Consider the following 13,352-nt stretch of genomic DNA (forward strand, 5'->3'; position numbering starts at 1 on the left):
ATGTATTGTGCGCCGGACAGCAAGTAAACTGATCTGCAAGTTCTCGATCAGGAAACCCCGTTATGTCCTCCGCAGCTTCCCCGGAAATACGCCGTGGCGCAGCCGAAATGACCATCGCGATGCTGATGTCCGGCACCATCGGCTGGCTGGTGGTCGCGTCGAGGCAACCGGCGCTCAACGTGGTGTTCATGCGCTGCGTGCTGGGCGGCGCGACCCTCGCGCTGGTCTGTGCGGCGCTCGGGCTTTATCGGCGTGCGCTGCTGCCGTGGCGCACGCTTGGGCTCGCGGTGCTGGGCGGCGCGGCCATCGTCGCGAACTGGGTGCTGCTTTTCGCGGCCTATTCGCGTGCATCCATTTCGATGGCCACGGCGGTTTACAACACGCAGCCCTTCATGCTCGTGGGCCTGGGCGCGCTGCTGCTGCGCGAGCGCGTGAGCGCGTCCACCGTGGTGTGGCTTGCGTTGGCCTTCGTTGGCCTCGTTGGCGTGGTGGAAGTGCCGCCCGCGGTGCTGGCGGTGCCCGGCGAATACCTCGCCGGTGTGGCCTGCGCGGCGGGCGCGGCCTTTCTGTACGCGATCTCGGCGATCATCACGCGGCGTCTGAAGGGCACGCCGCCGCATCTGCTGGCGCTGGTGCAACTGGCCTTCGGGGCGCTGGCGCTCGCGCCGTTCATCCACTACGGCACGCTGCCCGACACGCCCGCGCACTGGGCGCAGATCGTCACGCTCGGCATCGTGCATACGGGGGTAATGTACGTGCTGCTGTACGGTGCGATCCAGAAGCTGCCCACCGCGATGACGGGCGCGCTCTCGTTCATCTATCCGGTGATGGCGATCTTCGTCGACTGGTTCGCCTTCGGCCAGCGGCTGGCGTGGATCCAGCTGGCGGGCGCGGCGCTGATCCTGCTCGCGGCGGCGGGCGTAAACCTGGGCTGGCAGATCGTGCCGCAGCGGGGGAAGGCGCGCCCGATTTGACCTTGCACGGGTGACGCGGCGCGCGGCGGTGCAGCGAGGCGGTGCAGCGAGGCGCATCGTTCGCGGACTCCCCCCATAATGGCGCGGATCGATTGATCTCCTGATCCGCCCGCATGCCCACCTCCGAAATCAGCCGCGACGAAGCCGAACTCATGCGCGCCAAACGCCGCGCGCTCCTTTTTCTGATCGCGGCCGCCGTGGTGTTCGTGGTCACGGCGCTTTCGCCGCCGGGCGTGATCGTCGACGGCATCAAGGCCGTGAGCGAAGCCGCGATGGTCGGCGCGCTGGCCGACTGGTTCGCGGTGGTCGCGCTGTTCCGGCGCGTGCCGATTCCCTTCGTGGCCGCCCGCACCGGCGTGATTCCGCGCAACAAGGATCGCATCGCCGACGAACTCGCCGTGTTCGTGCAGGAGAAGTTTCTCGACGTGAATTCGCTGGTCGGGCTGATTCGCCGGCACGATCCGGTTGAGCGGCTATCTGGCTGGCTCACCGCGCCGCAGAACGCGCAACGACTGGGCGACTATGCCGTACGGCTGATGTCGGGCCTGCTCGGCCTCACCGACGACGCGCGCATCCAGGCCTTTATCCGCGATGCCCTGCACGCTGCGCTCGACAAGGTCGATCTGTCGAAATCGGCGGGCGCCATCCTCGATACGCTGACGAAAGACGGTCGCCACCAGGAACTGCTCGACCGCATGCTCGATCAGCTCGGCCTCTTGCTGGCGCAGGAGAGCACGCGCATCTTCGTGGCCTCGCGCATCGTCGACGGGCTCAAGGGCGAGTTTCCGAAGACGGAAAAGTATCTGCCCTCGGACTGGCTGGGCGACAAAGGCGCGCGCGTGCTGGAAAGCGCCGTGAACCGCCTGCTGCTGCAGGTGAGCGAGGATCGCGAACATCATCTGCGGCAGAAGTTCGACGAGGTGATGCAAAAGCTGATCGTGCAGCTCAAGAGCGATCCGGCCTTTCTGCGCAAGGGCGAGGAGCTGAAGGCGAGTCTGCGCGAAGGCAGTGCGCTCAACGATTACACGCGCGAGCTATGGGGCAGCTTGCGCGCGTGGCTGCGCGACGATCTCGACCAACCGGGCTCGACACTGCACGCGAAGGTGGCCGCGACGGGTCAGTGGCTCGGCGAGGCGCTGGCCGCCGACGCCGATCTGCGCGCTTCGATCAACAGTCATCTGGAGGACGCCGCGCGTGCGATGGCGCCGGAGTTCTCACGCTACCTGACCCATCACATCCGAGATACGGTGCGCAACTGGGACACGCGCGAAACCGCCCGGCTCATCGAGCTGAAGATCGGCAAGGATCTGCAGGAAATTCGCGTCAACGGCACGGTGATCGGCGGTACGATCGGGCTGGGTCTTTATCTCTGCTCGCATCTGTTCGAATGGTTGCGCCTGCAACTCGGCCTGTGAGACCGTGTGACAGGTTCGTGAACGTATGCGGCATAAATTCGGAGCGCGAAGCAATATGTGTCTGTTTTTACGGACGTTTTCAGGCCCGCGCAGGGTTGCGGGTTTTTAGGGAAATCACCGATGCGACGCGCAATCGCGCGCGAGTATGATCGGTTCTAACGTTTGATCACGTCATAGCAAGATACTCTCGCTCGTCCTCGCAAAAGGACGAGCGTTTTTTTTGGTGCCTGGGCGCCGATGTTCAGGCCACGGCTGCCGGCGCTTCGATGCCGTCTTCGCGCAGCACCAGCGCACCGCTCTTTGCCAGCTCGCCGGTCAACTCGTGCAGCAGCCCGGGCCACGCGCTTTCGGGCGCGAGCTGGCGCGCCGCCGCGTGCATGACGGCGGCATCGGCGAGCATGGCTTGCAGCGCCGCAAAGCGCAGCGTGCGCACTTCGAGCAGCTTGAAAACGATCAGCACCTTGAGCGCGTTTTTCGCGTTGCGCGCGGGATCGGCGCGCAGCCATGCAAGGCGCGAATAGGCCCGCTGCAGCGCCGCGTCGACGCCCGTGAACGGTTTGCCGTGGCCCGGGATGACGGTTGCCACCTCCAGCTTCGCGATGGCGTCGAGCACCGCCTGCTGCTCCGCGAAACCGCTTTCTCCCTCCAGTTCCGGAAAGATCACGCCGAAGCCATGCTCCCAGAGCGCATCGGCGCTGATGAGCACGCGAGGCTCCGGCGCGTAGAGCATCAGCGAATCGGGATCGTGTCCCGGCGCGCCGATTACCTCCCAGCCGATGCCGCCCAGCTTCAGGCGTGCGCCCGGCGCGAGCGTGCCGGTGAACGTAAAGCGCTCGCACGTCTGCGCCGTCGCGCGAAAGGTGAGCTTCGCTTCATCCCATTCACGCACGGCCCGTTCGCTGGCGGCGGGGATCAGCGTTTCGAGCGTCTCGCTCGCCCACTGCGCCTGCAATTGCGCGTTGCCGCCGCAGTGATCCGAATGCAGATGCGTATTGACGATGGTGTCGAGCGCGCGGCCCGCAAGCGCATGCTGCACGAGCGCGACCGTTTGCGCGGCGTGCGTGGCGTAGCCGGTGTCGACCAGCGCCGCGCGATCTTCATCGACCAGCAGGATGTTGTTCGACGACAGCCAGCCGCGTTCGAACACGCGCAGCGACGCCGGCAGGGCGACTTCGCTCATGACGCAACGCCTTGTGGGTTCGACGGTTTGGGCATCACCAGGATCGTCGAGCGGCCCACCACCAGCGTGTCGCCGTTCTGGTTCTTCGCCGTGCCTTCGAGCTTGACGAGATCGCCGTTGAGGCTGGATTTCCAGTACGCATCCACCACCCGCCATTCGAACGTCAGCACGTCAGTGGCGTGCGCGGCGCGCTTGAGCTTCATGTCGAAGTCGAGACCCAGCGGCTGCGCGTACTGCGAAAAATGCGTCGCCAGCAGCGCCATGAAATGCGCGGTGGGCTGCGTGCCCGAAGCAATCAAGCCGCCAAAGCGGCTCTGCGCGGCGTAGGCCTCGTCATGATGCAGCGGGTTGAGATCGCTCACGAGCGTGGCGAACGACTTCACCGAATCGGGCGAGAGTGCAAGCGTCGCGCCAAAGGTCTCGCCGATCTTCACGACGCGGGCGGGCGCGGTCATCGTGCGTCTCCGTGCTGAGCATCATCGGCTGCGCGCGCAACCTTGCCGGCATCGCGCTGCGTCAGCCAGTGCGCGTGTCGAACTTCGATGGCGTCCCATACCGCGCGTTTCGCGTCGTCTTCGAGCGTGGACCACGAGGCGATCTCGTCGATCGTGCGCAGGCAGCCTTCACACAGGCCGCTGGCCTCGTGCATGCGGCACACGTTGATGCAGGGCGAGGGCGTCGTCATGCCGGCTTACGCATCGCGCAGCGCCACATCGACGACCGGCGCGCCGGTCATCGCTGCGAGTTCCTGCGGCGACAGATTGAACACCGCATGCGGATGGCCCGCCGCCGCCCACAGACTGTCGAGCAGGAACAGATCGGCGTCGATCAGCGTCACGGGGCGCGTGGCATGGCCAATCGGGCAGACGCCGCCAATCGCGTAGCCGGTCATCTCGCGCACGAACTTCGCATCGGCGCGGCCAATTTCGCCGACGTGCGCCTCGACCTTCTTTTCGTCCACGCGATTCGCGCCGCTGGCGATCACGAGCACGGGCGCATCGTCCTTGCGACGGCGGAACAGGATCGACTTGGCGATCTGCGCGACTTCGCAGCCCAGTCCCGCGGCGGCTTCCGCCGAGGTCTTGCCGGTCTCGGGCAGCAGCACGACCGGCTTGACGTGGCCATGGTCGCGCAGCAGCAGCGCAACGCGGCGCGCGGATTCGGGCAGGGCTTCGATGCCGTCTTTCCCGGAGTTGATAAGCGTGTCGATCATCTTGACGATTCCTTCGTACTACGATTCGAATTCGGACTATGCGCAGGCGGCGGCGCTCTGCTGTTTGGCGAGCAGCGCCTTGCCTGCGCGCGAGACGTTGTTGCGGCCGATCGCGCGCGAAATAAAGTCGCCGGCGGCCACCACCTGATCGAGATCGACGCCCGTATGAATGCCCAGGCCGTTCATCAGATACAGCACGTCTTCGGTTGCGACATTGCCGGTTGCGCCTTTCGCGTAGGGGCAGCCGCCCAGACCTGCCACCGAGGCGTGGAAGATCGCAATGCCTTGTTCGAGCGCCGCATAGATGTTCGCCAGCGCCTGACCATAGGTGTCGTGGAAGTGGCCGGAAAGACGCTCGCGCGGGAATACCTTCGTGACCGCCTCGAACACTTCATGCACCCGCTTCGCGGTGCCCACGCCGATGGTGTCGGCGATATCGATTTCGTCGCAGCCCAGCGCCGCGAAGCGCTGCACCACATCCACCACCGATTCGACCGGCACCTCGCCCTGATACGGGCAGCCGAGCGAGCACGACACGCTGCCGCGAATGCGCACGCCGTTGGCCTTCGCCGCTTGCGCCACGGGCGCGAAACGCTCGATGCTTTCGGCAATCGAGCAATTGATGTTCTTCTGCGAGAACGCTTCGCTGGCCGCGCCGAAGATCACGATTTCATCGACGCGCGCGGCGAGTGCGCCTTCGAAGCCGCGCAGATTCGGCGTGAGCGCCGAATAGATCGTGCCCGCGCGGCGCGCGATGCCGTCCATCACCTGCGCACCGTCGGCCATTTGCGGGACCCATTTCGGCGAAACGAACGAGGCGGCTTCGATATTCGCGAAGCCCGCCTGCGTGAGGCGGTCGATCAGTTCGATCTTGACCTGCGTGGGCACGAATTCCTTCTCGTTCTGCAGGCCGTCGCGCGGGCCGACTTCAACGATCTTGACTGCGCCGGGGAGGGGGCTTGCTGCCATGTCTGTCTCCTGTCCTTGTATTTTCTGCGGCTTGCTCAGCGTCGTATTCAGCGACGTATTCAGCAACGCATTGAGGAACTTAGTATCCGCGTTTGATATGCACGATGCCGCTCACGGTTTCGCCCCGCGAGAGCGCTTCGATCTTGTCCGCGATCTGCGAGACCGCTTCCTCGCGCAGCGTGAGCGCCGAGCTATGCGGGGTAATCGTGATGCGCGGCTCCAGCCAGAACGGATGCTCGGGCGGCAGCGGTTCGGTGCGGAACACGTCGAGCGTGGCCCCGGCCAGCGTGCCGTTCGCCAGCGCGTCGAGCAGATCCTGTTCGACCAGATGTGCGCCGCGTGCGACGTTCACCACATAGGCGCCGCGCGCGAGCTTGCCGAAGGTGTCGGCGTCGAGGATGTCGTGCGTATCGGGCGTGGCGGGCAGCAGATTGACGAGCACTTTCACATCGTCGAGAAAGGCGTCGAACTGAGGGCTGCGCAAGTCGCCCGAGAATGTTTCGATTGCGTCGATCGCTTTCGCGCTGCGGGAAAAGCCGCGCACCGGCACGCCCAGCGACGCCACCGCGCGCGCCACCTGCGCGCCCAGCACGCCCAGGCCAAGCACGCCCACGGTAAAGGTTTCGAGCGGATGCGGCGCGAGCACATGCCATTCGCGGCGGGCCTGCTGCCGGGCGTAATCGTCGAAGCGGCGCAGGTAGCGCAGCACCGCATGCTGCACGTATTCGGCCATTTGCGGCCCCATGCCCGAATCTTCGAGGCGCACCAGCAGCGCGTCCTGCGGCAGCGTGCCGGGATGCTGACGTTCGAGCGCGAGGATGGCGTCGACGCCCGCGCCCAGGTTGAACACCGCCCGCAGGCCGCGCGGCGCGGCGAACATCTCGCGCGGCGGGTGCCAGACGATCGCGAAATCGGCGGGCGCGGTGTCGCCGGGCTGCCATTCGCGCAGTTCGGCATCCGGCAGCGCGCGCGCGAGGGCGGCGAGCCAGCCGGAAGCATCGGATTGCGGGAGCCAGAACAGAATCTTCATCGTGATACGTATCCCTCGAAATCGCGTGACAAAGCCGCTGGGCACATTCTACTTTTTCGTGCCCGAAGCCGTCGGGCTTTCTCCCCGAGCGCCGAAACCCGGGCCCGCCGCGCCGCACCATCGCGGGGACGTGAAAAAGCTAAGCAAAAAAAATTGGTTCGGCGCGCGCGCGGTGCGGATCACAATCGCTCCACGATCCGTCGATGCGAGGAAAAAATCATGCTTTCGTGCGCTCAATCACGTTGGCCGCCGAGACTCGTCACCGTGCCGGGCCTGCACGGCAGCGACGGGGCGCATTGGCAAAGCTGGCTGGAGCGGCAGTTCCCGCGCTCGCTGCGCGTCGAACAGGACGACTGGGACGCGCCCGATCTGGCGGTGTGGAGCGGCGCGCTCGCACAACTGCTTGCGCGCGAACGCGGGCCATTCCTGCTCGCGGCGCACAGCTTCGGCTGCCTCGTGACGGCTTATGCACTGCAACAAGGCCTGGTGAGCGCCGATGTGGCAGGCGTGTTGTTCGTCGCGCCCGCAAGCCCTGAGAAGTTCCGCTTTGCCGGAGCGTTCGAGGCGCGCCGTCTGAAAGTGCCGTCGATTCTGATCGGCAGCGAAACCGACCCGTGGATGACGCTCGACGGCGCGCAGCGTCTCGCGCGGCAACTGGGCAGCGCGTTCGTGAATCTCGGCGATGCGGGGCATATCAACACGGCGGCGGGCTTCGGGCCCTGGCCGCGTGCGAAGTATTTCGTCGATACGCTGGTGCATTGCGAAGCGCCGCGCAGATTGCGCGACGCGGCGGGCGATGGAGCAGGTGACAACGCGGCCGACAACGCAGGCGGCGAGGAAAGCGCCGCCTACGACATGGAAGCGCGGCTCAAATACGCCTGAGCGTGTGCCTCAACGCGCCTGTGCGTTGCGTAGCAAACGAGCGGTATGCAGTGCAATCATCCCTTCTTCGTCGGTGCGCACGGCGAACACCGGCACGCGGCTCTCGCGCGCGGTGACGCGCTCGTTGCCCGCTTCGTTGGCAGCGCTATCCAGCGTGATGCCGAATAGCGGCGCAAGCCGCTCGCACACCTGCGCGCGAATCTGCGGCGCGTGCTGCCCGATCCCGGCGGTAAACACCAGCGCATCCAGCCCGCCCATTACCACGGCAAGCTTGCCCACTTCCTGCGCGATCCGGTACGTGTAGAAGTCGATCGCGAGCTTCGCTTGCGCGCTGTCGCTTGCCAGCAGTTCGCGCATGTCGCTGCTCACGCCGGAAAGACCCTTGAGCCCCGAGTCGTGATACAGCAGCTTCTGGATTTCGTCGTGGCCCATGCCGCGTTCCATCATCCACAGCACCGCGCCCGCATCGAGCGCGCCGCAGCGCGTGCCCATCGGCAGGCCGTCTAGCGCGGTGAGGCCCATGGTGGTCTCCACGCTCTTGCCGTCGTGCATCGCGCACAGGCTCGCGCCGTTGCCCAGATGCGCGACCACGACGCGACCGCGTGCGATCTCGGGTGCGACGGCATGCAGATGATGGGCGATGTACTCGTACGAAAGGCCGTGAAAGCCGTAGCGGCGCACGCCCTCCTCGTAGTAGTGATAGGGCAGCGCGAAGAGCTGCGCCATGATGTCGTTGCCGGCGTGGAAGGCCGTATCGAAGCACGCCACCTGCGGCAACTCGGGCGCGGCAATGCGCACCGCGCGAATCGCCGCGAGATTGTGCGGCTGATGCAGCGGCGCGAGCGGCGTGAGCGAGTCGAGTTCGGCGATCACCTGATCGTCGATGAGCGTCGCGTCCTTGAAATGCGAGCCGCCATGCACCACGCGATGACCGATCGCAGCGGGCGGCGTGTCGCGCAAGCCCACCGCAAGCACGAGGCGCAGCAGGCGGAACGCGGCGTCGTGATCGGCCACCTGCGCCACAGGGAACTTCTGGTCGACGATCAGGCGGCCATCGGCCATATGCGCTTCCAGACGCGGCGCCACGCCGATGCCCTCGATCTGGCCGCCCGCGCCCAGAATCGCGCGTGCGCCGGCTTGCACGTTCGGATCGTCGATTACGCGATACACCGAACACTTGATGCTCGACGAACCGGCGTTGACCACCAGCACGATCTGGCCTTCGCCGTGTTCGTTCCCGTGCGCGTGAGCGTTCTCGACATTCATTTACAGCACCTCCGCGTTCTGCCGCGTGCGCCGCGCATGGGCGAGCAGTACGGCGATGGCGCAGCTGCCGATGCGCGAGCGCACCGTGTCCGCGCGGCTCGTGAGGATGATCGGCACGCGCGCGCCCAGCACGATGCCCGCCGCGCCCGCGCCCGCGAGGAAGGTCAACTGCTTGGCGAGCATGTTGCCGGCTTCCAGGTCGGGCACCAGCAGGATGTCGGGGTCGCCCGCCACCGGCGAATGAATGCCTTTGACGCGTGCGGCTTCGGCGCTGATAGCGTTGTCGAAGGCGAGCGGCCCGTCGAGCAGGCCGCCTTCGATCTGGCCGCGATCGGCCATCTTGCACAGCGCCGCGGCGTCGATGGTCGAGGGCATCTTCTCGGACACCGTTTCGACCGCGGCGAGGATCGCCACCTTGGGCGTGTCGATGCCGAGCGCCCGCACAAGATCGATGGCGTTGCGCACGATGTCGGCCTTGTCGGCGAGCTTGGGGAAGATGTTGACGGCGGCGTCGGTGATGAAAAGCGGCTTGTGATACGTGGGCACATCCATCGCGAAGACATGCGAGAGACGCCGCTCCGTGCGCAGACCGTTTGCGCCCGAGGCCACTTCGTGCAGCAGTTCGTCGGTGTGCAGGCTGCCCTTCATGAGCAATTCGGCCTCGCCGGAGCGCACCGCGAGCACCGCGCGCGCGGCGGCGGCGTGGCTGTGCGGCGCATCGACAATCGCCACGTTGTCGAGCGAGAGATTCGCCTCCTGCGCGAGCGCGCGTATCTTCGCTTCCGGGCCGACCAGGATCGGCGCGATCAGGCCCAGATTGGCGGCATCGAGCGCCCCCGTGAGCGACGATACGTCGCACGGATGGGCAACCGCCGTGGGCACGGGCGCAAGACCCGCGCAACGCGACAGCAGGATCGAGTACTTGTCGGGCGTTGTAGTCATTTCAGGCTCCACGCAAAGCATGTTCGAACGCGAATGTGACGACGGCTTGGACCATCCCGGCCAGGGCCGTGCGTGATTGCCGCGCGGACCCCGGTTTCGCACGGTCATGCTGCGCCGCGCAAAGCGCCAATAGTGTAGTCCAGCGCGCTTTGACGAGCGCTCAAGGTGGCCGATGCAGGCGTCATCACATGCATCGCGCATGATCGCGGGTGGACGCGGCGCGGGCCACGCAGCAAAGCGCCGCACGCATCGACATGTTTGTTGTCACGCCGCATTCATGCCACGGCGCGATCATGGAGCGTTGGTGACCCGGCAGCGCGATCCGGCCCGCCTTGACTTTCCGCGAGGCGCTGCCTAGATTGGACTTTTGCAGTGCAGCATGACTGCTGCGTGCGCTCGCCTGTGCCTGGCTGTTGCGCGACGCGCGCCCCGTTAAAGGAGATTCGTGTCGTGGCAGTTTCCGCCCTCTCGTCCGCTTCCTCGCCTTCGTCTGCCGCTCCGGCGACTTCCCCTTCCGTCGCACCGTTCTGGTCCCTCTGGCCGCTATCGTCTCTCCCGTCTTTCCCCCCATTCCAGACCTTGCCGCCGTTCCAGCCGATCGCCGACGCTTTTGCCGAATCGGCCGAAGCCGCCCAATCTGCATTCGGCAATGTGCTCGGCAACGCGTGGCAGAGCGCGATCTCGCAGGCAACCGCGCCGTTTGGCGGCTTCGCCCCGACGCGCGAGCCATCGGCGGCGGCCAGCCTGCCCACTGCGCCCAGATTGCCCGCTGCTGCGCCCGCCGCGATCCAGCCGCTGTTCGATTACCTGTACGACGCCTGGCAGCGCAGCGTGCTGTTCCTCGACGTGCTGCGCGAGCGCGGCAATCAGACCTGGCTGCACGAAAAGGCCGGCATGCCGCCGGTGCTCGCGTTCGACTACGACGTGATCGTCGATGGCCGCGAACTCGACGATCCCTGCAACTACGCACTCCTGCGCATCAAGCCGGAGGAGGGCGTGCAGACCGATCCGCGCATGCGCCCATTCGTGGTGATCGATCCGCGCGCCGGGCATGGACCCGGCATCGCGGGCTTCAAGATGGACAGCGAAGTGGGCATCGCGCTGCGCAAGGGGCATCCCTGTTACTTCGTGACCTTCTTCCCGGTGCCGATCGACACGCAGACGATCGAATCGGTCGGCAAGGCCGAAGCCGTGTTCCTGCGCAAGGTGCGCGAACTGCATGCCGATGCCGACGGCCTGCCGTTCGTGATCGGCAACTGCCAGGGCGGCTGGGCAGCCGCGCTGCTCGCGGCTTCGGCGCCTTCGCTGGTCGGCCCGCTGATGCTGGCAGGCTCGCCGCTGTCGTACTGGGCCGGTGTGATCGGCAAGAATCCGATGCGCTATTCGGGCGGCATGCTGGGCGGCTCGTGGGCTTCGTCGCTGGCCGCCGATCTGGGCGATGGCCATTTCGACGGCGCGTACCTGGTGCAGAACTTCGAAAACCTGAATCCGGCCAATACGTTCTGGGGCAAGCTCTATAACCTCTACGCGCACGTCGATACGGAGCGCGAGCGTTTCCTCGAATTCGAGCGCTGGTGGGGCGGCCATTTCCAGCTCAATCGCGCGGAAATCGACTGGATCGTGCAGAACCTGTTCGTCGGCAATCACCTCACGCGCAACGAGGTGTACGCAAAGAACGCGCGCTCGCCGGTGGATCTGCGCAATATCCGTACGCCGATCATCGTGCTGGCATCGTGGGGCGACAACATCACGCCGCCGCAACAGGCGCTCAACTGGATTCCCGATCTCTACGCGAGCGTCGATGAAATCGTCGCGAACGAGCAGGTGATCGTGTATTGCCTGCACGACAAGGTGGGTCACCTGGGCATCTTCGTTTCCGCTAGCGTGGCGAATAAGGAGCACACCGAATTATTTTCGGCGCTCGATCTGATCGACGTGCTGCCGCCGGGGCTCTACGAGGCTAAGATCACCGATACGAGCCCGGAAGCGGGGCGCCTGGACGCGATCGAAGGGCGTTACGAGATCCGCTTCGAGCGCCGCTCGATCGAGGATGTACTCGCGCTCGACGATGGCCGCGAGGACGAGCAGCCGTTCGAAGTCGTGCGTCGTTTCGCCGAGAACAACCAGCGTATTTACGACCTGTTTATTTCGCCGCTCGTGCGCGGTTCGAGCAATGCGCTCACCGCGCATCTGCTGCGCGAGACGCATCCTTCGCGCGTGGAGCGCAGCGTGTTCAGCGATGCGAACCCGGCGCTGGCCGTGCTGCCCGCCATCGCCGAAGCGGTGCGCGCACATCGCAAACCGGCTGCGCCCGACAACCCCTTCACGCTGATCGAAAAGCAGGTGTCGGCGAGCATCGAAGGCGCATGGGATGCCTACCGCGATGCACGCGATGCGTGGGTCGAACGCACCTTTTACAGCATCTACACCGCGCCGTGGGTGCAGGCGTTGGTGGGCGTCGCGCCCAATACTCCGCTCGATCCGATCGCGCCGCCGCTTTCGGCGCTGCGCAAGGAGCTTGCGCAGACGCGCCTGCGTGCGGCACGCGCGCATCTGCACAACGGCTCGCTGCTCGATGCGTTCATGCGCGTACTCGCCTATCTTGCCGACGAAATGCATGTGGTGCAGTACCGGCCGTTCCAGCGCATGCGCGAACTGGGCCGCGAGTATCTGGGCGACCGGCAGCCCAGCATCGCCGAGCTCAAGGATGCGGCGCGTCGCCAGGGCGCGATCGTGCAGCTCGATGCGCATGCCGCCATCCACGCGCTGCCCGATCTCGTGCCCGACGCGCGCACGCGCCGCACGCTGATGGCGGTGGTGTATCAGGTGGCGACGGCCTACCAGCCGCTCGAAGGCGAGCGCGCCGAGCGTTTTGCCGAAGTGCAGCGCGTGCTGGGTCTGGAGCCGGGCAGCGAGAAAGACGCACTGCCGCCGCCGCCCGGAAGCGGTGGTGCAGGCAGCGCGGGGGGCGCTGAAGGGGACAAGCCCGGTGGCGAGACGCAAGCGGCCCCCACGGGCTCGCAGGGGGCCGCAGCGGGGTGGGCACCGGCGGCTTCTGCTGCGCCTGTCGCCGTGAAGGCCGCGAAGCCTGCCGCTACGGCGCGCACTCGCGCGGTGGCCACGAAGACCGGCAAGGCCGCCCGGCCCGCTGCCGCCGAAAAAGCCGCGCCCGCGGTGGTGGAGAAACCGAAGCGCGCGGCGCGTCCGCCCTCGAAGGTGAAGGCGGCTGCTGCGGCGGCAGCGCAAGCGGTCGCCGCGCCGGAGCCGAAAGCGCCCGCAACCAGGGCTTCCGCCGCGCGCGGATCGCGCACGACGAATGCGCCGTCCGCCACGCGCGCCGCCAGTCCTGCCGCGGCGCGCCGCCGGTCTTCGCGCGCAGGCGAGTAAGCCACAGCAAAGCGCGGGGCGGCTGGCTCAAGCTGGCCGCCTCGCGCTTTTGATTGAGTTGTGACTGCAACCATAACCGTCATCGAGGTCAGCC

General features: G+C 66.3%; 12 protein-coding genes. 4 read left to right on the forward strand and 8 right to left on the reverse strand.

Annotated elements, in window-relative coordinates:
* Positions 1 to 62: 62 nt before the first annotated feature.
* Together F4827_RS04750 and F4827_RS04755 are read left to right on the forward strand one after the other, a co-directional pair.
* The gene (locus F4827_RS04750) at positions 63 to 974 is read left to right on the forward strand and encodes a DMT family transporter (protein WP_183722219.1); all 912 of its coding nucleotides are present in this window, start codon (positions 63 to 65) and stop codon (positions 972 to 974) included.
* Between the two features lie 113 nt (positions 975 to 1,087).
* Positions 1,088 to 2,389: a DUF445 domain-containing protein gene (locus F4827_RS04755; protein ID WP_183722222.1), complete on the forward strand. Its 1,302-nt coding sequence runs from the start codon at positions 1,088 to 1,090 to the stop codon at positions 2,387 to 2,389.
* Between the two features lie 241 nt (positions 2,390 to 2,630).
* On the opposite strand, the gene F4827_RS04760 is transcribed toward F4827_RS04755, so the two are convergent.
* The 6 genes from F4827_RS04760 to F4827_RS04785 all read right to left on the reverse strand — a co-directional run bounded on the left by F4827_RS04760 (position 2,631) and on the right by F4827_RS04785 (position 6,781).
* Positions 2,631 to 3,569 (reverse strand): MBL fold metallo-hydrolase, encoded by a 939-nt coding sequence (locus F4827_RS04760; RefSeq protein WP_183722225.1) that lies wholly within the window; start codon positions 3,567 to 3,569, stop codon positions 2,631 to 2,633.
* Positions 3,566 to 4,024, reverse strand: coding sequence for a MaoC family dehydratase (locus F4827_RS04765; RefSeq protein WP_183722229.1), 459 nt, complete (start codon positions 4,022 to 4,024; stop codon positions 3,566 to 3,568). Before F4827_RS04765 ends, F4827_RS04760 begins: the two co-directional genes overlap by 4 nt.
* The gene (locus tag F4827_RS04770; protein WP_183722232.1) at positions 4,021 to 4,254 is read right to left on the reverse strand and encodes a DUF1289 domain-containing protein; all 234 of its coding nucleotides are present in this window, start codon (positions 4,252 to 4,254) and stop codon (positions 4,021 to 4,023) included. Before F4827_RS04770 ends, F4827_RS04765 begins: the two co-directional genes overlap by 4 nt.
* A 6-nt stretch (positions 4,255 to 4,260) precedes the next feature.
* The gene (locus F4827_RS04775) at positions 4,261 to 4,782 is read right to left on the reverse strand and encodes a YbaK/EbsC family protein (protein ID WP_183722235.1); all 522 of its coding nucleotides are present in this window, start codon (positions 4,780 to 4,782) and stop codon (positions 4,261 to 4,263) included.
* Between the two features lie 36 nt (positions 4,783 to 4,818).
* A complete protein-coding gene (locus F4827_RS04780; RefSeq protein WP_183722238.1) occupies positions 4,819 to 5,751 on the reverse strand; it encodes a hydroxymethylglutaryl-CoA lyase in 933 nt (310 codons plus the stop codon).
* A 79-nt stretch (positions 5,752 to 5,830) separates the two neighbouring features.
* Positions 5,831 to 6,781, reverse strand: a complete 951-nt coding sequence (locus F4827_RS04785; RefSeq protein ID WP_183722241.1) for a glyoxylate/hydroxypyruvate reductase A — start codon at positions 6,779 to 6,781, stop codon at positions 5,831 to 5,833.
* Between the two features lie 219 nt (positions 6,782 to 7,000).
* Here F4827_RS04785 and F4827_RS04790 point away from each other — a divergent pair, with 219 nt between their 5' ends.
* A complete protein-coding gene (locus tag F4827_RS04790) occupies positions 7,001 to 7,663 on the forward strand; it encodes an alpha/beta hydrolase (protein WP_183722245.1) in 663 nt (220 codons plus the stop codon).
* Between the two features lie 9 nt (positions 7,664 to 7,672).
* Here F4827_RS04790 and F4827_RS04795 read toward each other — a convergent pair whose 3' ends face one another.
* Entirely contained in the window at positions 7,673 to 8,929 is a 1,257-nt protein-coding gene (locus tag F4827_RS04795) for an acetate/propionate family kinase (RefSeq protein ID WP_183722248.1), read from the reverse strand.
* The gene (locus F4827_RS04800) at positions 8,930 to 9,871 is read right to left on the reverse strand and encodes a phosphate acetyltransferase (RefSeq protein ID WP_183722251.1); all 942 of its coding nucleotides are present in this window, start codon (positions 9,869 to 9,871) and stop codon (positions 8,930 to 8,932) included.
* A gap of 450 nt (positions 9,872 to 10,321) precedes the next feature.
* Between F4827_RS04800 and F4827_RS04805 the strand changes: the two genes are divergently transcribed.
* Positions 10,322 to 13,258: a DUF3141 domain-containing protein gene (locus F4827_RS04805; RefSeq protein WP_311672563.1), complete on the forward strand. Its 2,937-nt coding sequence runs from the start codon at positions 10,322 to 10,324 to the stop codon at positions 13,256 to 13,258.
* Positions 13,259 to 13,352 lie beyond the last annotated feature (94 nt).

The organism is Paraburkholderia bannensis (assembly GCF_014200455.1).
In the GTDB taxonomy this organism is placed as follows: Bacteria; Pseudomonadota; Gammaproteobacteria; order Burkholderiales; family Burkholderiaceae; genus Paraburkholderia; species Paraburkholderia bannensis_A.